General features: G+C 67.3%; 21 protein-coding genes. 15 read left to right on the top strand and 6 right to left on the bottom strand.

What is annotated here, in order from left to right; translation table 11 throughout:
* Positions 1–841: 841 nt before the first annotated feature.
* The 5 genes from QSK31_RS40185 to QSK31_RS40160 all read right to left on the bottom strand — a co-directional run bounded on the left by QSK31_RS40185 (position 842) and on the right by QSK31_RS40160 (position 4,885).
* Positions 842–1,644, bottom strand: a protein-coding gene (locus QSK31_RS40185; RefSeq protein ID WP_502873086.1) for an IS5 family transposase whose coding sequence is annotated in 2 segments (ribosomal slippage) — positions 842–1,329 and positions 1,329–1,644 — 804 coding nt in all. Because the reading frame shifts where the segments join, the coding sequence is not laid out codon by codon here.
* Between the two features lie 127 nt (positions 1,645–1,771).
* Complete coding sequence (locus tag QSK31_RS40175; protein WP_285690027.1) at positions 1,772–2,578, bottom strand: PIG-L family deacetylase; 807 nt, start codon at positions 2,576–2,578, stop codon at positions 1,772–1,774.
* 152 nt (positions 2,579–2,730) lie between these two features.
* Positions 2,731–3,849, bottom strand: a complete 1,119-nt coding sequence (locus QSK31_RS40170; RefSeq protein ID WP_285690025.1) for an MAB_1171c family putative transporter — start codon at positions 3,847–3,849, stop codon at positions 2,731–2,733.
* 12 nt (positions 3,850–3,861) lie between these two features.
* Entirely contained in the window at positions 3,862–4,374 is a 513-nt protein-coding gene (locus QSK31_RS40165) for a hypothetical protein (RefSeq protein ID WP_285690024.1), read from the bottom strand.
* Between the two features lie 145 nt (positions 4,375–4,519).
* Positions 4,520–4,885: a hypothetical protein gene (locus QSK31_RS40160; protein ID WP_285690023.1), complete on the bottom strand. Its 366-nt coding sequence runs from the start codon at positions 4,883–4,885 to the stop codon at positions 4,520–4,522.
* Between the two features lie 782 nt (positions 4,886–5,667).
* Here QSK31_RS40160 and QSK31_RS40155 point away from each other — a divergent pair.
* The 6 genes from QSK31_RS40155 to QSK31_RS40130 all read left to right on the top strand — a co-directional run bounded on the left by QSK31_RS40155 (position 5,668) and on the right by QSK31_RS40130 (position 12,806).
* Positions 5,668–6,009 carry a helix-turn-helix domain-containing protein gene (locus QSK31_RS40155; protein WP_285690022.1) on the top strand — a complete coding sequence of 114 codons (342 nt, stop codon included), beginning with the start codon at positions 5,668–5,670 and terminating at the stop codon, positions 6,007–6,009.
* Between the two features lie 869 nt (positions 6,010–6,878).
* Positions 6,879–7,502: a hypothetical protein gene (locus QSK31_RS40150; RefSeq protein WP_285690021.1), complete on the top strand. Its 624-nt coding sequence runs from the start codon at positions 6,879–6,881 to the stop codon at positions 7,500–7,502.
* 239 nt (positions 7,503–7,741) lie between these two features.
* A complete protein-coding gene (locus tag QSK31_RS40145) occupies positions 7,742–8,158 on the top strand; it encodes a helix-turn-helix domain-containing protein (RefSeq protein WP_285690020.1) in 417 nt (138 codons plus the stop codon).
* A gap of 854 nt (positions 8,159–9,012) precedes the next feature.
* A complete protein-coding gene (locus QSK31_RS40140) occupies positions 9,013–9,648 on the top strand; it encodes a hypothetical protein (protein WP_285690019.1) in 636 nt (211 codons plus the stop codon).
* Positions 9,649–9,711: 63 nt separating this feature from the next.
* Positions 9,712–11,487, top strand: coding sequence for an asparagine synthetase B family protein (locus QSK31_RS40135; protein ID WP_285690018.1), 1,776 nt, complete (start codon positions 9,712–9,714; stop codon positions 11,485–11,487).
* 41 nt (positions 11,488–11,528) lie between these two features.
* A complete protein-coding gene (locus QSK31_RS40130; RefSeq protein WP_285690016.1) occupies positions 11,529–12,806 on the top strand; it encodes a cytochrome P450 in 1,278 nt (425 codons plus the stop codon).
* A gap of 2 nt (positions 12,807–12,808) precedes the next feature.
* Here QSK31_RS40130 and QSK31_RS40125 read toward each other — a convergent pair whose 3' ends face one another.
* A complete protein-coding gene (locus tag QSK31_RS40125; RefSeq protein ID WP_285690015.1) occupies positions 12,809–13,654 on the bottom strand; it encodes a hypothetical protein in 846 nt (281 codons plus the stop codon).
* Between the two features lie 490 nt (positions 13,655–14,144).
* Here QSK31_RS40125 and QSK31_RS40120 point away from each other — a divergent pair, with 490 nt between their 5' ends.
* Genes QSK31_RS40120 through QSK31_RS40080 form a run of 9 tightly spaced genes read left to right on the top strand, consistent with a single transcriptional unit; the run spans position 14,145 to position 23,764 of the window.
* Entirely contained in the window at positions 14,145–15,155 is a 1,011-nt protein-coding gene (locus QSK31_RS40120; protein ID WP_285690014.1) for a CpaE/TadZ family protein, read from the top strand.
* Positions 15,155–15,526 (top strand): hypothetical protein, encoded by a 372-nt coding sequence (locus QSK31_RS40115; protein ID WP_285690013.1) that lies wholly within the window; start codon positions 15,155–15,157, stop codon positions 15,524–15,526. The genes QSK31_RS40120 and QSK31_RS40115 overlap by 1 nt, the downstream gene beginning before the upstream one ends.
* Positions 15,523–17,598, top strand: a complete 2,076-nt coding sequence (locus QSK31_RS40110; protein WP_285690012.1) for a hypothetical protein — start codon at positions 15,523–15,525, stop codon at positions 17,596–17,598. The genes QSK31_RS40115 and QSK31_RS40110 overlap by 4 nt, the downstream gene beginning before the upstream one ends.
* Before the next feature lie 27 nt (positions 17,599–17,625).
* Positions 17,626–19,146 carry an SCO6880 family protein gene (locus tag QSK31_RS40105; RefSeq protein ID WP_285690011.1) on the top strand — a complete coding sequence of 507 codons (1,521 nt, stop codon included), beginning with the start codon at positions 17,626–17,628 and terminating at the stop codon, positions 19,144–19,146.
* Positions 19,143–20,711, top strand: coding sequence for a putative type IV secretion/conjugal transfer ATPase (locus QSK31_RS40100; protein ID WP_285690010.1), 1,569 nt, complete (start codon positions 19,143–19,145; stop codon positions 20,709–20,711). Before QSK31_RS40105 ends, QSK31_RS40100 begins: the two co-directional genes overlap by 4 nt.
* A complete protein-coding gene (locus QSK31_RS40095; protein WP_285690008.1) occupies positions 20,711–22,567 on the top strand; it encodes a type IV secretory system conjugative DNA transfer family protein in 1,857 nt (618 codons plus the stop codon). The genes QSK31_RS40100 and QSK31_RS40095 overlap by 1 nt, the downstream gene beginning before the upstream one ends.
* Positions 22,567–23,178: a hypothetical protein gene (locus QSK31_RS40090; protein ID WP_285690007.1), complete on the top strand. Its 612-nt coding sequence runs from the start codon at positions 22,567–22,569 to the stop codon at positions 23,176–23,178. Before QSK31_RS40095 ends, QSK31_RS40090 begins: the two co-directional genes overlap by 1 nt.
* Positions 23,175–23,483: a hypothetical protein gene (locus tag QSK31_RS40085; RefSeq protein ID WP_285690006.1), complete on the top strand. Its 309-nt coding sequence runs from the start codon at positions 23,175–23,177 to the stop codon at positions 23,481–23,483. The genes QSK31_RS40090 and QSK31_RS40085 overlap by 4 nt, the downstream gene beginning before the upstream one ends.
* Entirely contained in the window at positions 23,483–23,764 is a 282-nt protein-coding gene (locus QSK31_RS40080) for a hypothetical protein (protein WP_285690005.1), read from the top strand. Before QSK31_RS40085 ends, QSK31_RS40080 begins: the two co-directional genes overlap by 1 nt.
* Positions 23,765–23,790 lie beyond the last annotated feature (26 nt).

The following is a 23,790-nucleotide window of genomic DNA, read 5'->3' as shown; positions in this document are numbered from 1 at the left end:
AACCGTCCGCGACTACGAACGACTACCGCAACATCACGCCGCGATGGTCCAGTGGGCCATGATCAACATCATGACCCGCCGCCTCGCCCGCCACCACGCCACCTGAAACCCTTATTTACCAGGGTCTTAGAACGCCCGACGGCGCCTCACGCGGTCGGCCAGCCTGGTGTGCTTCGGCCGGCTCAAGCTAGCGGGTCGGTGCCTCAACGCCTGGGCGCCTGGCGAGCGCCGCGCAGCGCTTAAAGAAGCCCTCGCAACGTTTGCCTGGCCGATGACGCAGCGAAGCGCTTTCAGCGCGTGACGTGGGTTCAGGGCTTGGATCTGGTAGGCGACCTCACGCATCTGCGAGCGGCGCAGCCGCTCGAGCGTGCTGCTGGCGGTGACGTCGATGAAGGCGGCGGCGTGTTGGGATGCTGGACGGTGCTGCGGCCGCGGACTGCTCGCGCGGGACGTCATCGGGGATGGACTAAGGATTTGAAAAGATTGATGGCCAGCGGCCAGCGGCCAGCACGGCGCGGGCGGCGCGGACCGCGTCCCGGTCATCGGTCTTCTGTGGGCCCGCCGGCCCCGTTTTGCTGATCAGCAAACGCCAAGCAACGAGGCGGCACCCTCCGGGTCGGCCGCCACAGTTAAGTCGGCCACCACTTCCGGCCGGTGTGAGCAGCGCATCGATGTGGGTTCCGAAACCGATGACCGCGTCGACGCAGTTGGCAATGCGTCCTGCCAGGATGGACGGCACGAAGCTCGTCGCATCAGGCGACGTTAGGCGGCGTCGGCCCGGGAGACGGGCCGGCACCACCGGAAGAGGCCGCCTCAAACATCGTCGTGCTCGTAAGAGCTGCTAACACGATCTCTGCTGGCGGGATTTGATCAAGCGCCGCCAGCAGATCAGGGCGCAGGCCAGGCTGACCAGGCTGTCGTGGATGTCGAGGCGTCGTTCCCAGCGGATAGCCAGCCGGCGGAACTGGTGCAGCAGAGCGATGCTCTGTTCCACGACGTAGCGCAGCTTGCCCAGGCCCTTGATCCGGGCGGTCTTGCGACGCGGGATGACCGGCTCGGTGCCGCGTTGCCGGCAGGCCTGGCGGAAGGCTTCGCTGTCGTAGCCCTTGTCGGCGAGGAGGACCTCGAAGCGGCGGCGAGGCCGGCCGCGGCGTCCGGCGATGGGTGGGTAGCCGTCGAGCAGGTCGATCGCCCGGCTGATGTCCGGCACGTTCGCGCCGCTGGTGAGGACGTAGATCGGGGTTCCGTTACCGTCACAGATCAGGTGATGCTTGGAACCCGGCTTGCCGCGGTTGACCGGGGACGGACCTGTCCCGGGACCCCCTTTTTCGCGTCGATGTGACTGCCGTCTATCACCGCCCTCGACCAGTCGATCTCGTTCGCCGCGTTCAGCTGCGCCAGCAGGATCCGATGTAGGTCGTCGAACACGCCGGCGTCGGTCCAGCGTTTGATCCGCCGCCAGCACGTCATCCCCGCGCCGAACCCGAGCTCCTGCGGCAGGTCTTCCCAGCCGATCCCGGTATGCAGCACATACAAGATCCCTTGCAGACACTGCCGATCGGGAACCGGACGAGGACCAGGCGCCCTCACCGGCCAAGGCGGAAGCAGCGGCTCGAGCAACTCCCACAACTGATCATCGACGATCCACGGCTTGCGCACACCCGGCCGAACGAGACCGATCTTCACATCGTTGCGCTGATCAACATCGATTCAACAGATCGTGTTAGCAGCTCTAAACATCGTCATTAGCTCTGACTATTCGGCGAGGGATTCAGCGCAGTCCAGCAAGTAGATCTGTCTCAGGGAGTTCCGCTCCAGTTCGGTCGTACACCCGCAGGAAATACTCAATCCCCATCAGGTCAGTGAACCGCTCATTGCCCATACGGAGCAGTTCTGCGTTCTCGCCCTGGCTGCTGTGTGCGGCCATCGCATCAAATTTCTGCCGAGCGAACGGCCGGACGTCGATTTTGGTGCTGATCTGCTCGTCCGGCAGACCGAAGGGCGGGTCTCCGTCATGTTGGTCGAAGCGAGCCTCCTCCCAATCGACTCCGAGCTCACGTAGCACTGCACCGAATGCGGCAATGCTGGAATGAGGCGACGTCGACCAATAAACCTTGGCAGGGATTCGGGTAGCCGCGACCGCTTCCATTGTGATGCGGTGCGCCTGAATGTGATCGGGGTGTCCGTAGTATCCGTTCTCGTCGTAGGTCACAACCACGTCAGGAAGATATCTACGCATAAGGGCGGCGAGCCTACGCGCGGCCTCAGCTACCGGGGTCCCCCAAAATGATCCAGGGACGCTGTTTGTGGTCCAGCCCATCATTCCGGAGTCGGCATATCCGAGCGTTTCTAGATGCGCTACCTCTAGGATAGCGCAACTATTGGCCAGTTCGGTACGGCGCGTTGCTGCGACCGAGAGCGGATCGTGACCAGGTTCGCCTGGCTTTACTCCGTCAGGTCCATCACCGCAACGGCCGTCGGTACAGGTGACGACCACAGTTTCGACTCCTTCGGCGGCGTAGCGGGCGAGGACCCCACCGCCGCTTGCTTCGTCGTCGGGGTGTGCGTGCACAAACATCAAAGTAGGACGGTGCTTAGCCACGTTTCGTCCTTACGATCAATCCAGCCTTCCGCCAACACCGGCAGTTCGATGCCCTATTTGGCGGCTCCAAAGAGACGGTGAAGAGATAAGGCAATAAAGTCATAGTCAGACGTGCGTGCCGCTTCTTCTCAGGCTCTCAATTTGACGGAGTCTAGATATGAATTAACCAGTGATGATCTGTAGTGCCGGGCGACCCTCAGTAGGTAATCCAATTCATCGTCTAGGTCGCCGCCTTTGAATCCGGCGAGATCATGGGTTTGAGCGTGAGGCTCTTCGCCATGCTTCTTGCGTTCGACGGCTAATGCGATCCAGCACGCAGTTGTCGCCGCTTTGGCTTCGACGCCGGCGAGACCACTGTCGCTTACGTAGTGCTCGATATTTGGGAGCGCGTCTGGTCCTATGTAGGAACGAAGTGTCAGCATGGCGTCCCTGATCTCCACGAGACGCCGGTGCAGGTTGAATGACTGCCGCCGCGGCATAGGCACCCCTGTCGACGCCGAATTGAAGACGACGTCCGGAACTGTTGTAGTCAGGTCCATCCACAGTGGGCCCAGCCGACGCAGGGCACGAAGCGACTTCATGCGGCGGTGACCTGCAACAGCCAGCGGCGGTGTTGCGGCCAAAGCAAAGCACAGGCACGTTACCGCGTCGATCGGTGGTATCGGGTCTAGCCAGCGAGTGTCGTCGGTGAGCAGCCATCCAAGATTGAGTGCCCATGGAATGCAGATCAGCAGCATGCCGACACCAAGAGTAATCAGGCTCAATCGCATGGTTCTCCGGACCTGAGCAGCTGCGCGCCAGCACATGACCATAGCGATAAGATGTGCCACGGTATGGAAAACAGAAAGTGTATGCCAGTACGCAATGGGGATCTCAGGCGGAACACTTACCGTTGGCGCGATCGGCCTTGAGAAATAGTACATAGCCAGCATCGCTAGGCCTACCGCAGCTCCCGCTGTCACGGCTAGGAAGCGGAAGCGTGGTCGGTTCGTGATGGCTATCAGGAGATCGAGCACGATGACTGCTTCAATGAGACTGATGATGTGAACGCCGAGGAACACAACATGGCCGTTCAGTGCTGAATAGAGGGGATCCTGCACGTCTGATCGGTACAGCGTCGACTCGGCGGCTACTAAGACGAGCATCAACCACAATAGGCGACGTTCACGATCACGAATAGCGATGGGAGTGAGCAGCCCGACGACAAGCCACAGACTGATTAGTCCTGCTGTCTTCACAAGCTCCATGGCAAATTTTCCTTAACGTTCGCCTTGATAGCCGAGAGAAAGGGCCAGACGCGGTAGTTTTCCCGATCGCGACCCACGCGACAGCGACTCGACTGCTTCATCCATAAGAGTGGCGACCAGCTCGGCTTCCTGCTCTTCTACGGTCGAATAACGGATGCGGCCAAGCAGCCGCCGAATAAGAGTAGGATCTAGCATGTCGGCAGCGCCGTACAAAAGGTCATTGTCGGCCAGCCCGGCGGCATTGTGATCGAAGAATATGTGCCCGAGCTCGTGGAAGATAATGTGCCGAATATGGAGGTCAGTTGTTTGGCCGTCGTAAAATACGTGGTCGGCAGTTCCGGTTCCGAGCCACATGCCGCTGGGAAATTCCGGTGCGGTTGGCTGAGGTAGCGAATGGAAGGTAAGCGGGCGCCCACGTTGCGCAGCAACGTTGTGGCGAAGCGCCTCCAAACTGAACGGCTGTGGAATGGGCGCGGCGGAGACGATCTGTACGCACCGATCCAGCATGGCGTTCTTAGCCCTCACCTGCCCCAACCTCCCTGATTAGCGCACCGGCGCAGCAATTGGGGACGGAATGAGCCGGCTTTCGGGCCTCTGGAACTCACTAGGTATTACCCCGTCTCTCCGGTCCGCGGGCCCGACCCGTCTACGAATGGGTGCATGACCGTCGTTACTGTTGACCTCGCCGCGGTTGGCCCCGCTTCGGTCCGGCCTTTGGAGGGTTGCCCTCTCGGCGCAGCCGCAGCTCTCTCTCGACCGTCTCCATCACCCACTGCCGAGCTTCCGGGTCAAGCTCCGATGCCCGGAGCGCCAACTGGCGCACGCCGCCGTCTCTCATCGCGATGACGAAAGCGATCTGGTCCTGGATGCGCTGGGCCTGTGCGTCGTCGTCGGTGAAGTAAGAAGTTGAAAGCCCGAAGACCTTACCCAAGCCATGAACGATGTCGAGCGACGGCTTCGTTTTGGTTCCCGTCCGCAGTTGCTGGACGTATTGGGGGGTGATGTCGATACCCAGCTCAGCGAGGCCGTCCGCCACCCATCGATCCGAGATTCCAGGCACCTCGTTATAGAGGTGCTGCAGGCGTTCGGAGAGTCGGCGCTCCCACTCGTATCCCGGCGACAACGAAGTCTCCCACCTTCACGATCAGAGTGGCCAACGCCCCCGAGGCGTCACTGACAGTTGGCCACAGTGGAGCCAGCATCAACCACGAGTTGACGTCTCGTCAAGGTCTGACCCGTACACGACCATATGCACGTGCATGTGCACCAGCGAAAGAACGTTCACTATCGCCAGGGTTTTTCCTGTTCGGAAGTCCTTTGACTATGGCGTTGATCAATCTATGCTGGCGCGGTCGTCGATCGATCACAGTTTGCGGTCGACGGTGTGGAACAACCGACAGTTGGTCCTCGCGGAGGTTGGGTCGGCCGACGCGTCGGCAGAGGGGTCTGTCGATGTGACTTTGCCGTTCCACCTACGCCGGGGGCCGGCGTGAGGGGGCCCCAACTTCGGGCCTACGAAGGGGGGCATATCGCTGGAAGGCTCGCCGGGAGCATGCCCTGGATGCGAGAACCCGTGCCGTCTTCGCGGCTCTACATCACGTGAGTGATGTATCGCACTTGGCGGATCGTAGGTGCTGACGCTTTCTCGCATCTGCTGCGTGGTCCGTAAGGCACGAGTCTTCCCGCTCTATGGCGCGCACCCCGCAGCAGTCGCTGAGGAGCGGCGCGTTGTCTAGTCCGACCCTCAGATCGAGGGCGGCGGACTGTCGTCTTCCCGATCGAAAGCCCTCGGTATCGCCCGACCAAGGAGTAATCGACATGCACGTCACCTCGGTGTCCGCTGACGCGGACACGCCCAGCGACGACGGGTCGCTCACCGTCGGCGACCGTATCCGTCGTCGTCGCGCACACCTGGGCTGGTCCCAAGCGGTGCTTGCCCGGCGGATGAAAAGAATCGACGCTCAGTACCGGGACCGAACGGACCAGTCAACGTTCGCCACGTACACCAGTCGATGGGAGCGCAACAAGGTCCTCCCGGACGAGTACAACCGGCGCATCCTTGCCAAGGCTTTGAGAGTCGACGTGTCCGACCTGGGCCTGCCTGTCCAACGCTACTACCGGCTTGAGGCGCAGAGGCGACGCGGTGCTCGGCGCCGTTAGGTGTCCTGAACACGTCTGGACAATGCGTCCAAGTCCTGGCTGGTCACGCGCATACTGCCGAGCTTGCGCCTGATTGTAAATTCGCCTTCCTTTGTCCAGACGTGTCCAGGGCTTCTCGGTGAAATCTCTTCCGTCGAGAGCGATTGGGTCTCAGAATCGACCACATGAGAGATCGCCTTCTTGTGCAGGTGCTTGCGCATTTACCGCTGCGCCCGAAGTCATGACTGCCCGCCTGGACTAGGGAGAACCTCAGCCCATCGGTTTCGCGCTTGGCGACATCCGGGGCGCTGATCGCGCCCCAGCACCATGAACCAAACTGCGACTATTCCGCGCGTCGCGGAGCCTGGTCGCATGTAATGTTCGCCGAGCCGTAACCTGCGGCCCGCAGCACTGCGAATGCGCGCCGGTTTGCCGCTCCTTCGGTCGATTCAGCATGCCCGTTTTCGCGGTCCCACGCCATTTCAGTCTTATGCATCGGAGTTGGATAAGGAGAGCTTTGTTGAGTAATAGGCTGCCGATCATGCTGTCCGCCGTCACGCCTCTGATTGCTACAGCGATTTTGACGGCGACTTGGGCCAGCCCCGTTAGGAGATGTGGCGCGTCGATTGCCGGCAGTGCGGCCGGACCTCTCGGAGGCCGTGAAGGTCACGGCGCTTTCATCGAGAGCGCACCATCGTGGCGTTTCGCCGATCAGTACCCGGCCGGCCACGATTCCATCGGAGTTGGCGGCATGCCCTATCCGTTGCAGAGGCCGAACTGGGATGTCGCGCCGAGCAACGGACCTGCACCGGCCGGTGATCTTTCGCACTGGCTAGGAGGTGCATGTGACCTCCACTTTCACACCTGTTGATCGAGTCAGGAGCGCGCAGATGCCGGCCGAAACGACCGTAATGGCTACAGGCAGGAAAGACATCAGCCACCTTGCCGGGCTGGCGACCGCCTACACGTGGGACACCGCAGCGGCGGCCTGGCTAGTTCCCGAAGTCGAGAACCGCTCGATGGTGCTCATGGCCTGGTACTCCTTGCTCATCGAGCAGGCCTTGGGCAACGGGTACGCCGACTGGACCAAGGACCGGGGCGCCGCCGCGATCTGGCTAGACAAGACCCAGCCATCGCTGGCCTTGCCGCACTACCTCGCGCCTGACCGCCGCTTGTGGCCGATACGCGTCCAGCAACTGCTGGAGTACCAGCAGTTGCTGGACCGCTGTAGCCCACTCGGTGGCCATGTACGGCTGGCGGTGCTGGCCGCCAGCGGCGACGCAGCAGCAAGTTTGCTGGACTACCGTCACCATAGTCTCGACCGAGCAGGCATTCCTGCGTTCACCGCGGCCACCAATGCCGAACAGGTGAAGGTGCTGACCGCAGCAGGGTACGAGCTAATACCCCCGTGCCGGCTGCCCGGCGGCCAAGAACTGTTGCTTTTGAACCGCCCGTCGTCCCCTGCGAGGTGCGGTAGCACCATGCCGGCTCGCCCGGTCCGGACGGTGTGCTGATGGGCATCGTCAGGTGGGTGCACTACCACCGCAATCTGCCCGACGCGCATCTCATGACCGCTCAGATGAGCGCCGCCTTCGGTGTTGGCGCTGACAGCCAAAAGCGGGATTTCCAATGCGACCGCAGGCGCGAGTGCTCGTGCTGATGATGCAGGCGGCAGGCGCAGCACGAGGGTCTACGACGGCATTGAGGCATTTGCGGCGAACAAAATACTGCATGGAGGGCCACGAACTTCGCCATGGGGGACGATGTGTTTGGCATCTGCGACAATCCGGCCACCACGCACGCGACCGGCGCGGCGCTCAGCCCCAACGGCTCACGTTCGGAGTCGGAGAGGGAAGAGGAAGCAGCAGCGGGAATGGCCGAGGCTGGGACGACAGTCAACGACTCAGAGGAGTCACTGACCTACGGCCGTCGGCTGCGCCGCGCTCGACTATCTAAGCAGTGGTCGCAGCTGCAGCTGGCGTATCGCATGCGCGAAGTCGGTGCCGAACATCGAGGGACTGCGACGCTGCATTCATTGCTTATCATGATTAGCAAGTGGGAGAACGATCGCAAGCACCCAAATCAGTACAGCTTACATCTGATCGCCGCGGCGCTGGACATTGACGTCGCCGGCCTTGGTTTGCCCGTCGACCAAGACTTCGTCTTTTAGCCGAGCGTGCCGGAACGAAGCGGCTCAAGCGGTTACGCCGCCAGTGGGCTCCGGCCTCAGCCGTCTGTGTCAACCCACACTCTCTTGATCGTTACCTCCGGCTGTCAGCTGGGTGCGTCAAATTCGCTAGAAGGACAGCCCCGGACAGCCCCGGTTAGCTACCCCGAGCGGGCGACGTCGCCGAAGGTCGAACTCGTGACAAACGTTCGTACGTCTCAAGAGCCGAGTCTTTCAGGCCGCGGCTCACCCCCGATCTGGATATGGGCAACCGCCCGCGCGAGGCGCCGAGGGACCAGCTTCGACGCAAATGTCTCAGCGCTGGCCAATCTGTCCCGACAACATCGCCGTGTGGCCGTCGCTCGGCGCTTGCTCATCGTCGCCTGCCGGTGCGCGGAAGCTCGAGGGCGCGGTCCATGCGTGACGAAAAGCAGGTTCCGCTAGGTCTTCCCTGCTGTTCACGAGAAAGGTCTCTCGACCATGCGCCTGCGCCATCTCCTGGCATGTTTTCTGACCGCTGCACCGATCGTCGCGACCGGCAGCGGCAGCCTCCGGCCGTACCCACGTCAGGGACAACCTTCTGCAGGCCGCCGACCCGGAGGCGCGAGGGAGCGTGACCACGAGCTTATCGGGATACCCAGCCGAAGCTATAAGCAACGACGAACTCGCCGCCACCGAGATCATCCTCGCCATGGCCGCCCTCAGTGGGAAGCGCAGGTTGTCAGGGCTGCTCGGTACCGCCACGAGTCGGCAGACTTCGGGCCTCTCTGTCAGCGACCGGCCGTTGCGAATCCGTTCCGTGTCCTATGAAAAGGCGCGCGAGTCGTGTGCCGGTTCCATTTCTGCGGACGGCGGCGATGCAAGAACTCGTCGAGCTGACAGGCCAGGCCGAACTGATTGGTGCGCCCCGCGATGACTGTCAGCATCAACCCGGCACCGGTTACACGGTTCATCCCCGTGTCACACTCGTGGTCTTCGACGCGGTCGGAGGAAGTCCCATTGCGCGTATCCGGCCTGTCTGGGCTGGCAGCGAAGCATGGCTGCCGGTCATCGAGCGGGAACCAGGCTGGGTGCGGGTCCTGCTTCCGACGCGCCCGAACGGGGCCACCGGCTGGCTCGACGCCAGCCGAGTCACCACCGCCCGCAGCCACTACCGCATCCACGTGGCGCTGCGTGCCGGGATGCTCAGCCTGCTACGTGCTGAGCAGCTCGTAGGGGCCTGGCCGGCCGACCTGGATGCCGAGCGAGATCCGTACCCCGCCGGACGGACCTTCGTCTTGGCGAGCGTCCGTCGCGGGCCGGCAAGACCACCAATTGTGCTGCGTCTGGCCATGCACCTGCACGACCGTGAGGCAGGTCTGCTCACCATCCATACCGGATCAAGCCCCATAGGTTCGCCGATCGCCGGCGGCGGGATGGGCGTTAGCGGCGAGGCGATGGCCGCTCTGCACGGGGTGGCGCCGGGCTGCCTCGTGCACCTCGAGGCCCGCTGAACCACCACCACTTGTACCGCACCTGATCTTGCGCCCGATCACTGCTTCATCGGGGGAATCAGCATGGCAATCACCGGATGGATTCATCCCACGCGGGACCTGCGCGACGAGCGACCCGCTGTCAACGCGATGACCGTCGCGCTCACGGCCGGTGCGTTGCGGCGCGACGTCGTCCGGCTGGCCCGACGCGCCGCGTTCGCGCATCTCGGGATGAACGGCGGATTCGCCGACTGGCGGCATCCCGAACGTCCCGACCCAGACCTGGCGCTGGCCATCGACGGGCAGCTGACCAACCGCGATCATCTCGACGAGCAGATGTACGGGCGGCCGCGGCCATTGTCGGGGGACGCCGAGGTGCTTCTGCACGCCTACCGGGCGTGGGGAGCTGGCCTGGTCGACCGGATCGACGGCGCGTATGCCATCGCCATCTGGGACAACCTCACTCGGCAGCTTCTGCTCATCCGCGACCCGCTCGGCGCCCGCACCTTGTTCTACGCGATGGTCGACGGCGGCATCGTGTTCGCGACCCGGGCCACCGCGCTGCTGGCCCATCCGGAGGTCAAACCGGTCGTCAACGCCGACGGGCTCAATGAGCTGCTCACGCTCGGCCCGGTTCGTACACCCGGCCACGGCGTCCTTCACGGGGTGGACGAGGTCCTGCCCGCCGAACTCGTCCAGGCAGACTCGGGCGGGCTGCGACGGCGTTCATACTGGTATCTCGAGGCCGACGACCCGCGCCCCGACGCCGGCACCGCCGTGCACGTCGTTCGTCAAGCGCTGGCCGAAACCACCGCGGCGACTCGCACACACCCGGCGGGGGCGGTGCTGCTGTCAGGGGGCGTCGCGTCGGCCGCCGCCGCTGCCTACTCCGCGGGTACACGCGGGCACCGGCCCGCTGCCTGGACCTTGGCCGTGAACGGCCCGAACGAGCTATCGGCCGCTGGCGCGGATGTGGACCAGGCCGAGCGGGTCGCCGAGCACCTGTGCCTGCGGCACAGCGTGCTCACCATCGGTGCGGACACGCTTCTCGACATAGCCCCTACCGCGCACCAGAGCCTCGACTTTCCTGGCGAGGCCGGCGTGGATGCCGTCTTGCTCGCGGGGCTACGACGGATCGCAGCCGCCGGCAGTACCAGCGTCGTGACCGGTGACGGCGCCAACGCGGTGTTCGGTGGCTACCGGTGGCTGCACGACCCGCTCACCCTGGTCACCGACGACTTCCCCTGGCCCGGCGTCGGTGACCCCGTAGATCTGCTGAATGCCGACGCCCGTCGTCATCTCGAGCCCAGGGTGTACCGGCGGCACCGCTACGAGCTGGCCACCCACGGCGTTCCGCACCTGGCAGGCGCCAGCCCACTCGCGCGACGCCGACGGACGATGGCATACCTGACCCTCACTCGATATCTGCCGCACCTGCTGACCCGCCTCGGCCAGCTCGCCGACACCGCCGGCGTGACCGTGCGCACCCCGTTCGCCGACTGGCTGCTCGCGGCTTACCTGTTCAACACGCCGACAGGCCTGCGGCACCTGCTCGGCATCCCGAACGGGCTGCTCCGGCACGCCTTCGCCGGCCTGCTGCCTGCCGAGACCACGTGGCTTCGGCCACGCCAGTTCCCCAGCGCCGACCTGCTCGACGGATGGCAGAAATCCCGTATCGGTCAACTGCGCGACATCCTCGACGACCGCGAAGCACCACTGCGCCCGCTGCTGGACCGAGACCGCGTCACCGACCTGCTCACCCGGCCCGTCGGTCCAGCAAGCGACCGCCCTCGGGCGACCGTCGCCTACCTCGTCGACGTCAACGCCTGGTTGCAGCGCCACCACGTCTCGCTCGCCTGAGCCACCACCGAACCTCCCGACTCCTCCTTCAGGAGCAAGCGATGAAACTCGACCCGTTCAGCAGCCCCTACAGCCGCGACCCCGCCACCACCTGGCGGCGCCTCAACGCCACCGCCACGTCCGTCAGCTACGACGACGACCTCAAGGTGTGGCTGATCGCCGGACACGACAACGTGCGCACCGTGCTGTCCGACACCACCGACATCAGCAACGCCGCCACCATGCTGCCAATCACCGCGCTCACCACCGAGGCCGGCGACATCCTGGCCGGTCTCGACGCCCCGGCGGTGGCCGTTGCCGCGGATCGCCCCTATCACCTACGCACCCGCGCGATCCTGCGGGCGTTGATGCCCACCACCGCGGTGCACGCCGAGCGACTGTGGGGGCCGCTCGTCGCGGCCCGCACCGACGACATCATCACCGGCATGAATGCCGACGAGCCGACCGACCTCATGCATTTCGCGGTGCAGCTGCCGCTGCTGATCATCCATGAGGTCCTCGGCCTGCCGGCCACTGATGCCGAGCAGATCCGCGCCTGGACCGACGACTTCGCCGAACTCGTCTGGGGCAACCCCACACCCGAAGCGCAGATCGCGCACGCGCACTCCAGCGTCGCGTTGTGGCGGCATTGCGCCGACATCGTCTCCAGCCGAGCCGACAGCGGCGACTACGGGTCCGGTCTGATCGGTGAACTGCTGCGCTACCGCAACAACGACGACAGCAACCTCACCGTCGCCGAGGTCGCCGCCTTGGCGCTCAACGTGATCGCGATCGGCTGGACCACCACCGCCGGAGCCATCGGCAATGCCCTTGCCCACGGCCTGGCCGACCCCGCCCGGTGGACGCTGCTGGCCGACGACGAGCACTACCTCAACCTGCACGTCGAAGAAACCCTGCGGCACAGCCCCGCCATCGACGGCTGGCTGCGCCTGACCACCACCGACGTCACCCTCGACGGTGTCACCATCCCGGCCGGCAGCCGATGCCTGGCCCTGATCGGCGCAGCGAACCACGACCCCACCGTCTACAACGAACCGGAAGTCTTCGATCCCCGCCGCGGCCGCGCCGGGCAGCACCTTGCGTTCGGCGCTGGCCCGCACCACTGCATTGGCGCCGCCCTGGCCCGCCTCGAACTCACCACCGCGCTGCGCGCACTGGCCCGCCGATTGCCGGATCTCGCCCTGACCGCCGGGTTCCAGCAGCAATTCAAGCCCAGCGCGGCCCTACGCCGGCTCGTCAGCCTGCCCGTTCAGCAGCAACCCGCGCGACGGTGCCCCGTCATACACGACAATTCCGCGGGCCCGCGCGTTCCCCGGTAATTTCACTGACCCCAATGTTCGTACTGCTGACGCAGGACTATCACGTCGCGTTGACACTGTTCTCGTTCGGTTTCATCTACGGCGAGATCAACGAGGGCGCTGAATGAAGTCTCCGCTTGGTCGTAGTCCGTGCGGGCACCATCGCGTTCGAGCCGGGTCACCAGCAGCGGGCCGAGCAGTTGGTGGGCCCGCCGAATCGCGGCCTGGGTAATCCGCGGATGGCGCAGAGCGCGTTCTGCAAAATTGATGGCGTCATCGAGGTCAGACGCCGCCGCTGAGGGCATAAACCTGGTGCGCGACGCGGTGACGCCGGCAAGGTCGAGCAGCCTGGTTGCATAGGCAGAGTCGTCGTCCGTTGTGTGGTCGAGCAGCCGCACGAAAACAGCGACGACGATGTCCGCGAGTGCTGGATCCTGCGTCTTCAGCCAGTGCGACCGAACGGCCGCGGCATGGCCTTGCAAGGCACGCAGCAACGCGATCGGCTCGTCTGTCTCGGCGCCGCGCGCGATGGCGTCATCGACCTCGTGGCGAAGCTGAGGTGCCACCTCGCCCCCGTTTACTGCGTGCATCCACACGGCGAGAGCGACGTACGCGTGTGCGTCGTCCGCGCTCGCCAGCCCGGTCGCTCTCAGGCGATGCACCACGATGACATCGGCCAGCACACCGATCGGCAGCACCGCGCCCTGATGGCGCTGCAGCAGCAAGGCATCGATCGCTTGCGAGGTGTCGACGAGTGCTTGGCCTTCGAGTGCAGGACCTGCGTTCCGGCGGTCCACACAGTCCTCGACGCGGCGGCGCAGCAGTTCGTCGACGGGGAAAGACGCTTTTCGGCGCCGCCAGAAGGCCACCGACCGAGGCTAGCCGTCACCGGCACGCCGGTCCAACGCAATGGCAGCAGCGGCCCTGACGCAGCAGAAGCACCTGTGAGCTCGGCCCATGCCGGCTGGTCATGAGGCGACGACTGTCACGTCCAAGTCATCTGACAACTGCGCTCGGCCACCCACAAAAGCGTTGTGCGGGTTAGCCAAGGACAGCTCCGGACAACTGCCGTCGGTATAACCGCCAAGGCAGGGTAGATCGCGTGACCGATCCACAGTTCCGCGAAACGTCTTGCGATCGGGTGACGAGCGATGGATATGCGTCCAAGGGGGGCGTCGCTCGTCGCCTCGGGCAGTGATAGTCCGACGCGCTGAAAAACGTTGTCGGGCGATTCCCCGCTGCTCGGGTCACCGGCCGGTACTTATCGGCCGCATTTCGTCGGCCACGTGCGATTGCCCCCATCAATCGCATGTGGCCGGCAAACAACGTGATGACACAGAACCAATTCCAAGGGGGTGGATGGTGCTCTCGATCGCCGCGCCCGCCGCGCCACCCGCTGATGCAACGCCGGCTTCTGGCGACTCCGCATCGCTGGACAGCGGAACGGAAAGGCCTGCCTTCCCGGTAGCAGCTGGCGACGCGCAGCCGGTGAACCAGTCGCTCGTGGTGCGAGCGCGGGCAGTACCCGGCGAGTTCGGACCGGCAGACGTCGCGGAACGGGCCTGGCTACGTGCGGCCGCCCTGCGCCCTGGTGCGATGATCGCGGTGTCGTCCGCCGATGGCGGAGTCGGCCGGTCCACGCTGGTCGCCGCGCTCGGCGATGTGTTCGCGCTTGCAGTGCCGGGGCCGGTCGTTGCCGTCGACATGCACCCGGTGCCCTGGGGTGGTCTCGGCGAACGCGTCGGCCGGTTGAACGCCGGGACTGTGTGGGACGCGGTTCGCGACCTGCATACCCTGACCAGCCACCACGAGGTCGAGCGGTGGACCCAGCGCAGCCCCTCGGGGCTGCTGGCGCTGGTCGGGGAAACCGAAGGGCAGGGCCGGCGCCCGCCACGGCATGACGAAGCCGCGGCAGTCGTCGAGGCGGTGCGCCGGCTCTACCCGCTCACGATTTGCGACGTCATGCCCGCCCTGATCGCCGGAGTATGGCGCACCCTGGCCGCCGCCTATGCGCCGGTACTGGTCGCCCGAGCGGCCACCGACAGCCTGCACCACACGATGCGCCTGCTCACCCATATGCGCGCGACTGGAAACGGCGCCGTGGTCGACCGGGCAGTGCTGGCCGTCGTCGCCGCCTCTCCGGCCACCGAGCGCACGGTGCGCGCCGTCCTGCAGCAAGCCGCCACGGCTGTTCCCGACGTCGTGTCGATCCCCTACGACCCACAGCTCGCCCGGCCCGAGCCGGTCAACGCGCGGCGCCTGAAGAAGCAGACGCGGACCGCGCTGGTGCAGCTGGCCGACGCCGTCATCGCACGGTGCGCCGATCCCCGCGTCGCCTTACCCATCGCCGCCCGAAAGGAGCGCGCCTGATGATCTCCACGCTGACTGCTTGGCTCGCCGTGCGGCTTCCCGCCGACGTCCAAAACCTGTTGGCAGCGCCCGGGCCGACGCCGACGCCGTCGAACGGCCCCGGCGGGTTCGACTGGGGTCGCGTCCACCCCGACGGCTCGGCGATCCCCAAGTCCGGGATCTTCTACACGATCATGAACGCCGTCATGTGGCTCGGCGGGGTGGCCGCGTTCTGCGGCCTGGTCGCGGGAGCCATCGCTTTCGGCGTCGGCCCGATCTTCGGAGCTCACATCGTCTCCGATCGCGGCAAGAGCATGATGTGGCGCAACGGCCTGGTCGCGATCATCGTGGGCTCGGCCACGGCCATCATCGCCGGGCTGCTGGTGCTGTGAGCTCGGCCCTGCACGCGACCGAGGCCGCACGGCCCGGCGCCGAGCATCGCGCCTCTCGGCGGGCGGGAATCGCGCGCGGGCTGCTTCTGGCCGCGGCGTGCATCGCGATGCTGCTCGGCGCGGCGGTCCGCGCCGAGGCCGCCCCCGCCCCGAGCCCTGCACCGTCGAGTCCGGTCGTCGATGCGGGGTGCGCGGCGAAGGCACCTGGGGCGGTCGCGTGGTGCATGCCGTGGGCGGTGCACGTGGACAAGCCCACCGGCCCGGGGCGCTCGCACTGGGTCACCCAGTGCAGCAAAGCGGCCAGCGACGCCGACAAGCAGTCCTGCGCCGCCGCGTCGATCACCCTGAGCGGTAGCCCGCGCGACGGGACCGCGTCAGTGCTCATGGATGGACCGAGCACGGGCGCCGGACCCACCGGGCTGATCAACTGTGCCGCGCAGCTGCCCGTCGGCTACAACCCCGGCTCCCAGACCCAGCCATCCGCCGAGCTGAAGTACAACCTCTGCCGCCAGCAGGTGTCCGCGTGGGCGGCGCAGATGTACGACCCGGACCCCAAACCGCCGGACTGCCCGGCCGCTGACGTCCGCTGCAAGGTGCAACGCAACGCCGATGAGGCTCTGGAGGCCGGTGTGCGCACCGGCATCCAGGGGCTCGTGGACGTGGCGGTGCAGGGCGTGGTGTTCCTGCTGTCCAAGCTTGCCAGCTGGGTCTTCACGGTCACCGCGATCTCCTCCCCGGACGCCGCGTTCTACTCCACGTACAACTCCCTCGCCGGCGTGATGGTCGGCCTGATCTTCGTCTTCTTCATCCTCTCCACGATCATCAACGGGCTGCGCACCACCGCCGGGCCCAGCCCGGTCGCGTCGCTGGGCGGCCTCGTGCGGGCGGTGCTCGGTGTCACCTTCGCCGGCGGCCTGGCCTACACGATCGTCGCGGCGTGGGACCAGGCCACCAACGCGGTCATCGACGCGAACGCCCGGACGCTGTACGACCCGTCGACGCTGGTGGCCAGCTTCAGCAACCTCACCGGCGGCGCCGGGACGTTGTTCATCGCGCTGCTGCTTGCGGTTTTGGCCACGATCGGGCTGCTCCTGCTGTTCGTCATCATGCTGTTTCGCGGTGTGCTGGCCACCGGCGCCGCCTTGTTCGGCGCCGTTGCGATGTCCGGGCAGGCCATGCACGAGACCCGGCACTGGGGGCGCCGCTGGTTCTGGACGGTCAACGCCCTCGCGAGCAGCAAATTCTTCATCGCCGAGCTGTGGATCTACGGCTCCCGGACGGCATACGGGTCGGACGACCTGATGAACGCGCTGCGCGGGGTGCTGCTGATCTGGCTGATGGTGGTGGCGCCCTGGATCCTGCTGCGGCTGACAACGCTGTGGGACGGCTACCTGTCCGACGTCAACGCCCACGGCATCCTGTCGAGCGCAGGGGGCCCGCTGCAGGTGGGCGCCGACGCCGTTGACGGATTCCGGGCCGGTGCCGCCGACGCCAGCGGCGGTGGCGGGAGTCCGGCGTCCGGCGCCGCCGGCCTCATGGACGAAAACACCGCGAGCATGCCGACCAGCCCGGTCGACACCGCCAAAGGTGCAACCGGTATCGGTGACGGCCCCGGCCGGCGGGTGGGCGACGCCGCATCGACCGGCGCCGACGGCGGGCAGGTCGGCGACACCGCCAAGGACGCCGGCAGTGAGCAACAGAGCCCGAGCGGGGCCGGTGAGACCCCGAACGGCGAGGAGACCGACGGCATCCGGTCGGGTGCGCACAGCGCGCAGCAGGACATGGCGTCCGGGCAGCTCACCGCTCCCGGCGATGCCACCGGCTTCCAAGGGGCGCTGCCGCTCACCCCGGGTGGGGTCCAGACAGCCCAACCGGCCGGTGGCGTCACCGGAGAACCGGGCGCCGCGACGGCGGGTGAGCCACCCGCCGCCGCACCGGAAGCAGCGTCCGAGCCCGCACCGCAGCAGCACTCATCAGCCGACAGCGAGCAGTCCGGTGGCCGCTCGGGCGCCGCGAGCAGCGGCGAGGGTGCTGCCGCCACGGCCGCCGAAGTGCCCATCGTGCCGATCTAACCCGACCTCGACGGAAGAGAAGAACGGATGAAATTCCAGTTCCCGCCGCGCTCGACGCGCGGAGCGGTCCTCGGGTTCGCCTGGTCCCAGATCGCCCTGGTCATGGCCGGTGTCATCGCCGCCGTCGTGGCCCTCAACCTGCTCGTCGCCGGGCAGCGCGGCCCCGCGATCAGCGCGTTCGCTGGCTGCGTGCTGCTCGTCACGCTGGGCCTGCTGCGGTTCAAGGGCCGCCGGGTGACCGAGTGGGCGCCGGTCGTCGCCGGAGCTCTGCTGCAACGCCGTGCCGGGCAGAGCGACTACCGTGGCGGCCCGTACGCGCCGAACGGTGTCGAGCGGTGGATGGACCTGCCCGGCCCGGCCGCCGCCTACGTGTGGCTCGAGGCGACCGCCGCCGACGGCACCACGCAGATCGGCCTGCTGCACCACCGCCGCGAGAAAACGGTGACCGCAGCGCTGACCTGCTACGGCACCAACCTCATCCTGGCCGACCGCGATGTCCAGGCGCAGCGGCTGACCGACTGGGCGCAGCTGCTCAACATCCTCGGCAGCGAATACGCCGACGCTGGCCTGATCCGCTGGTCGGTGACCTCCCGCGCGGTGCCGGACACCGGCAACGCCGCCCAGCGGTACCTGGTCAACCGGGCCGTCGACACCAGCAGCGCCGCCTACCGGTCCCTCGCACAGCTGACCGCGGCAGCGGCGCCGGCGGCGCAACGCCACGAGATCTACCTGTCGGCGGTGTTCGACATCGCCCGGCTCTCCGGCGAGATCGCCCAGGCCGGTGGGACAGACGCGGCGATCGCCGCGGTGGTGCTGGACCGGCTGACCGGTATCGAGTCCGCCGTCCTCGAGGCCGGGATCACCACCGGCGGCTGGCTGTCCCCACGCGCGTACGCCGCGACCATCCGCACCCAGTTCGACCCCGACGATCAGGAAGTCGTCGACCTGCGCGCCAGCACCACCCCCACCGGGGACGACGGTCCGACGGCGGCGGGAGTCGAACCGCGACTGGCCGGCCCGGTCGCCGCCCGCACCGTCGGCTGGACCACCTACCAGCACGACTCGGCGTTCTCCCGAACGTTGTGGGTGGCGCAGATGCCGCGGCAGATGGTCGCGGCGACGTGGCTGAGCCCGCTCTACATGCGCACCACCTGCCGCTGCACCGTCACCCTGGTCGCCGAGCCGGTCCCGGCCGCGGTGGCGCAGCTGGCCACCCGCCGGGAGAAGGTGTCTCGCGCGGGTGACGAGGTCACCAAACGCAAACTGCGGCTTGTCAGGACCGCGCGGGAGGACGACGAGGCCCGCGCGGTCGAGCAGATCGACCGGGAGCAGGCCGCCGGGCACGTGCGCTACCGGTACGCGCTGCTGGTCACCGTCACCGCGCCCACCCTGCCCGACCTTGACCGCGATGTCCGCTCGGTCAAACGGATCCTGTCGCGGGCCGGGTGCGAGGCCATCGTCCTGGCCGGGGAACAGGACCAGGCGTTCGCCGCCGGCGCTTTGCCGCTGGCGCGTGGATTGAAGCCCGCCCGGGGGTGGTCCGCGTGAGCCGCCGAGTCCTGCGCCGCGAAGGCTCCCTCGCCGATCGCATTCAGCAGCGGGCCGCCGCCCGCGACCTCACCCGCGCGCAGACCGCGCTCGACCGGGAACAGCGGGCGGTGGCGCGGCAGGAGGACCGGCTGCTCGGCCCCGTGCCGGTCGGCGCGTACGGCGCCTACGGCCGCGCGGCCGGGCGGGTGTTCTGGCAGATGCAACTTCCGCCGCTGACCACCACCTCAGCCCAGCTGTGCTCGGTGTATCCGTTCGTGTCCGACCCGGGCCTGCCGGTCGACGGCCCGCTGATCGGCCTCGAGGTGTACTCGCGCAGCGCGTTCACCTTCAGCCTGCACGAGCTGTACCGAGCGAAAGTCATCACCGCCCCGAACATGGTCGTCACCGGCGAGATCGGCTCAGCCAAGTCCTCGCTGCTCAAGACCCTCGCATTTCGCGGGATTCCGTTCGGGACCCGTTTCTACGGCACCGACTACAAGGGCGAATACGAACAGCTCGCCGCCGCCGCAGGCATAACGCCGGTGCGCATCGGCCCCGGCCTCGGCGTGATCATGAACCCCCTGGCCGGGATTCGCCGCTACCCGCAGCAGACCGAGGCCCAGTGGCGGCAGTTGCAGCGCTCACGCCGGCTGCTGCTGCTCGAAGGACTCCTCGAGATCCAGCTCGGCGGGCCGCTGCAGGAAGCCGAACGGTCGCTGCTGGAGTACGCCGTCGACGCGGTCACCCGCGAACACGACGCCTCCGCCGGACGGCTGGCCACCCCCACCATGTCCGCGGTGCTCGCCGCGACCGGCGACCCCACGTTGTGGCAGCACCGCCTCGACCAGCTCGCCTACCCCGTCGACACCTTCGTCACCGACTCGCGCCGGGTACGCCTGGCCCTCGAACGGCTCATCTCCGGCGCGCTGGGCGGGGTGTTCGACGGCCCGGTCGAGTCCAATGCCCGCCTCGACTTCACCCAGCCCGGAGCGATCCTCGACCTGCGCACCATCCGCGCGAGCGATCAGATGACCGCGATGGCGATGACCTGCGCCCAGTCCTGGCTGGAGACCGAACTATCGGCGCCGGACGCCCCACCACGGGTGTGCTTCTACGACGAGTTCGCTCTCATCGCCCGGCACCTGCCGCTGATCCGCCGCATGCGCGAACAACTCAAACTCGCCCGGGCGCTGGGCATTGCCAACGTCCTGGCCTTCCACCGCTTCTCCGATCTGGCGGCGTCCGGGTCGGCCGACTCCGAACAGGTCCGCATCGCCCGCGGCCTGATCGAGGACTCCGGCGTTCGGGTCTCCTACCGGCAGGCCACCGGCAGCCTGGACCAGGCCCGCGAGTTCCTCGGCACCTCCGACGTCGAGACCGACCTGATGCGCTTCCTGCGCCAAGGCGTCGGCCTGTGGAAGATCGGCACCCGCTCCTTCGTCGTCAAACACCAGCTGTCCCAGATGGAAACGGCGATGGTCCACACCGACAGCCGCATGGAAACCGACGAGCCGGCCGCCCCTGTCGACGGCGCCGACTACGACGCCCGCCTGGCCGCCGCCACCGACGGGCAGGCGGCGTGATGGGCCGCCCGCCGCTGTCCTCACCCGGGCACCGCCCGCCCCGCCAAGGCCGGGCCCGCGCCGACATCCTCGGCCGCCTCATCCTGCTCGTGCTGTTCGTCGTGATCGCCGTGGCCGGCGTGGTGTCGCTGTGGACGGCCGGGCAACTGTCCGCCCTGCTGACCCACCACCACTGGACCGACACCACCATCGGGCAGACGCCCGGGATCGTGGTACGCCTGACCGCGCACCTGGACCACCCCGCCGACGCGTGGCCGGCCACCGCCCGCCCGCTCATTGGCGGGCCGGGACTGCTGTATCCGCTGTGGGCAGTGTCCTTCTTCGGCATCCTCGCCGGGATCGGCGCCCCTGCCCTGCACCTCGCCAAGACTCGGATGCGCCGCCACGGGTTCGCCACGAATGCTGACCTGCACCGCACGCTGACCGCCGACGCGGTCCGCAAACGGGTCGACGTCGTGCGGCCCGGCCTGACGATCCTCGACTCCGACGACGAACTCACCCGCGCCACCAAGACCGCCCGCCGCCACGACCCGCTCGAAGTCGCCCGGTTCCTGGGCAACGACGCCACCAGCGGCCGGCCGCTCTACCTGGCCAACGAATACACCCTGCTCGCTGCCGCGGTGCCGCGCTTCGGCAACAAGACCACCCGGTACGTGATACCGGCGGTCGCCGACGCGCGCGGTGCGGTCATCACCACCTCGACCCGCCTGGACGTCGCGGAGATCACCTACGACCGCCGGGCCGCGGTCGGCCCCACCCACATCTTCGAGCCGCAGGGCGAGATCCGCGGCGTGCCCCGCATGGCGTGGTCCCCGATCGAAGGCGCCGACGACCAGATCGTCGCCATGCTCCGCGCGAACGGCTTCGCCGCCGGCTCCGGCATCGGCGACGAGAGCGTGGAGAACGGCAAGTGGTTCCGCGACCAGGCCGCCACCATCCTGCGCGGTCTGCTGCACGCGGCCGCCCTGGATGAGCACGCCACCATGCTCGATGTTCTGGCGTGGTCGCAGAACCCGGCCAACTCGCGGCCCGAGCGGATCTTGCGGGCGCATGGCGTCGACTCGTGGGCCGACCGGCTCGCCCGGCACCGCGAAACCAGCGGCCGGGCCCGCGACACTATCCAAACCGTCGTCGCAGGCGCCCTGGATGCGTTCAACGACCCCCGCGTCCTGACAGCCTGCTCTCCGCCGCGCGGGACCCAGTTCAAGCCGGTCGACTGGCTGCGCGAGTCCGGCACCATCTACCTGGTCGGCACCCGCGACGCCCAAGCCTTGATCGCGCCGTTGCTCGCCGCTCTGAGCGAGGACATCCTCTACCAGGCGAAACGTCTCGCCCTGACCGCGCCAGGTGGGCGGATCGAGCCGACGCTGTACTTTATCGGCGACGAGATCACCAACATTGCCCCGCTGCCCTCCCTGCCGTCGCTGATGAATGAGGGCGGCGGCTCCGGCATCGCCGTGTCAATCTTTGCGCAGAACCTGCACCAGCTGCGTGAACGCTGGGGCGACAAGGGCGGCCGGGCTATCGCCGACTCCGCCAGCGCCCGGCTGCTCATCGGCGGCAGCAGCGACGTCACCGGCATGCGCGACGCCCAAGCCCTGGCCGGGCAGGTCACCGACATCACCTCTAGCCACTCCTGGGGCGGTGGCCGGGCCTCGGTCAACGAAAGCACCCGCCGGGAGAACCTGCTCGATCTGGCCGACCTGCGCACTCTGCCCGAAGGCCGCGCACTCGCCCTGGTCGGCAACCTCCCCCCGGTCGAGCTCGCTGTGCCGGCGTGGTGGGAACGCCCCGACGCCGGCGAGCTGACCGCCGGGCGCGACGCCTTCCGCCGACGACTCGCCGAGGCTGCGTGATGGATGCCTTCGACTTCCAGCTGCCCGAGGACCCGAGCCCGGACATGGTCGCGGTCGCGCAGCTTGCTGCCACCGTGGCTCGGCTGACCGAGGCCGTCGACATCCTGCATCAGCAACACCTCGCCTTGGCCGACACGATCGGCCGAGGGCAGAACGCCGGGCCGCGCAAGGCCCCGCTGAGCATGCCGTGGCCGCTGCGCTGGGCCGAACTCGACCGCGACGCCGCCGCGCAGGCGTGGGCGTGGCTGATCGACTGGGTCGGCTGGGCCGTAGACCGCTACCAGCTGGTCGAAGAACTCCCGGCCTGCTGGTACCAGCACCCGCCACTGATCGAGGAACTCTCCGCGCTCGCCGCCGCCTGGCACACCGCCTACGACAACGCCGCACCCGCGGACGGGCCGCTGCTGTGGCACGAACGCTTCGCCCGCGCCCGCCTGCGGCTGCGCGACTTCGACGACTACACCCGCTGCCGCAACGGCACCCACAACAACCGGCACCTCGACCTCGACTGGCCCGACGAGTGGCGCGAGGCCGCGGCGCTGATCGCCGCCGCCGACCTCACCGACCGGCCGGCCGGGCCGGCCGGTAGCCCGCAGGAGCCCACGTCATGACCATGCCCGCCGAAGTCACCTCGGACAACGCCTGGGACCGCCTCACCACCGTCCTGCGGGCCATGTACCGCGACGTCGACGAGCTCTACGAGCGCATCACCGATTCCGAAGCCGACGAACCATCACCGCAGCCAGAGGAGACCGAGCCCGTGAGCGACCTGGACGCCGAATACGACACCGAAGCCCACGACCGCGCCGCCGAATACGCCGACGAGGAACGCGAACGCCTCGACGCCGAGACCGACGGGCGCCTCGACGGCGACTACGACACCGACGTCTACGACAACCCCGGCCTGGAGGACTGATGCCCAGCCCCACCGCCCTCGTCCACGACGGCGACGTCCCATCCACGTCGGCCGTCGGCGATCCGGCCAGCAGCGACTATCTGCAATACCTCGGCATCCTGCGTGCGCTCGATGAGCAGAGCGCGGCCGTGAACAGCGCCCTGCTCGAAGCGCACACCGCCGGTACCGCCCAGCGACGCCGGACCGCGCTGACCACGCTGCACACCCGGCTGCGCGACATGGCCGCCACCGCCAATGACGCCCTCGGCAGCTGGCCCGAACACAGTGACGTACCGGCATGAGCCGCCGACGGTTGGCCATCGCCTGC

The sequence above is a fragment of the Actinoplanes sp. NBRC 103695 genome, assembly GCF_030269485.1.
Lineage (GTDB): Bacteria > Actinomycetota > Actinomycetes > Mycobacteriales > Micromonosporaceae > Actinoplanes.
The sequence above is the reverse complement of the archived record's forward strand: the minus strand, read 5'-3'. Positions and strand labels throughout refer to the sequence as shown.

Excerpts from the sequence above, each read along its gene's own strand:
- QSK31_RS40175 (WP_285690027.1), bottom strand. The coding sequence starts at position 2,578 with ATGTTTGTGCACGCACACCCCGACGACGAAGCAAGCGGCGGTGGGGTC.
- QSK31_RS40170 (WP_285690025.1), bottom strand. The coding sequence starts at position 3,849 with ATGGAGCTTGTGAAGACAGCAGGACTAATCAGTCTGTGGCTTGTCGTC.
- QSK31_RS40155 (WP_285690022.1), top strand. The coding sequence starts at position 5,668 with ATGCACGTCACCTCGGTGTCCGCTGACGCGGACACGCCCAGCGACGAC.
- QSK31_RS40150 (WP_285690021.1), top strand. The coding sequence starts at position 6,879 with ATGCCGGCCGAAACGACCGTAATGGCTACAGGCAGGAAAGACATCAGC.
- QSK31_RS40145 (WP_285690020.1), top strand. The coding sequence starts at position 7,742 with ATGGGGGACGATGTGTTTGGCATCTGCGACAATCCGGCCACCACGCAC.
- QSK31_RS40140 (WP_285690019.1), top strand. The coding sequence starts at position 9,013 with ATGCAAGAACTCGTCGAGCTGACAGGCCAGGCCGAACTGATTGGTGCG.
- QSK31_RS40135 (WP_285690018.1), top strand. The coding sequence starts at position 9,712 with ATGGCAATCACCGGATGGATTCATCCCACGCGGGACCTGCGCGACGAG.
- QSK31_RS40130 (WP_285690016.1), top strand. The coding sequence starts at position 11,529 with ATGAAACTCGACCCGTTCAGCAGCCCCTACAGCCGCGACCCCGCCACC.
- QSK31_RS40120 (WP_285690014.1), top strand. The coding sequence starts at position 14,145 with ATGGTGCTCTCGATCGCCGCGCCCGCCGCGCCACCCGCTGATGCAACG.
- QSK31_RS40115 (WP_285690013.1), top strand. The coding sequence starts at position 15,155 with ATGATCTCCACGCTGACTGCTTGGCTCGCCGTGCGGCTTCCCGCCGAC.
- QSK31_RS40105 (WP_285690011.1), top strand. The coding sequence starts at position 17,626 with ATGAAATTCCAGTTCCCGCCGCGCTCGACGCGCGGAGCGGTCCTCGGG.
- QSK31_RS40095 (WP_285690008.1), top strand. The coding sequence starts at position 20,711 with ATGGGCCGCCCGCCGCTGTCCTCACCCGGGCACCGCCCGCCCCGCCAA.
- QSK31_RS40090 (WP_285690007.1), top strand. The coding sequence starts at position 22,567 with ATGGATGCCTTCGACTTCCAGCTGCCCGAGGACCCGAGCCCGGACATG.
- QSK31_RS40085 (WP_285690006.1), top strand. The coding sequence starts at position 23,175 with ATGACCATGCCCGCCGAAGTCACCTCGGACAACGCCTGGGACCGCCTC.
- QSK31_RS40080 (WP_285690005.1), top strand. The coding sequence starts at position 23,483 with ATGCCCAGCCCCACCGCCCTCGTCCACGACGGCGACGTCCCATCCACG.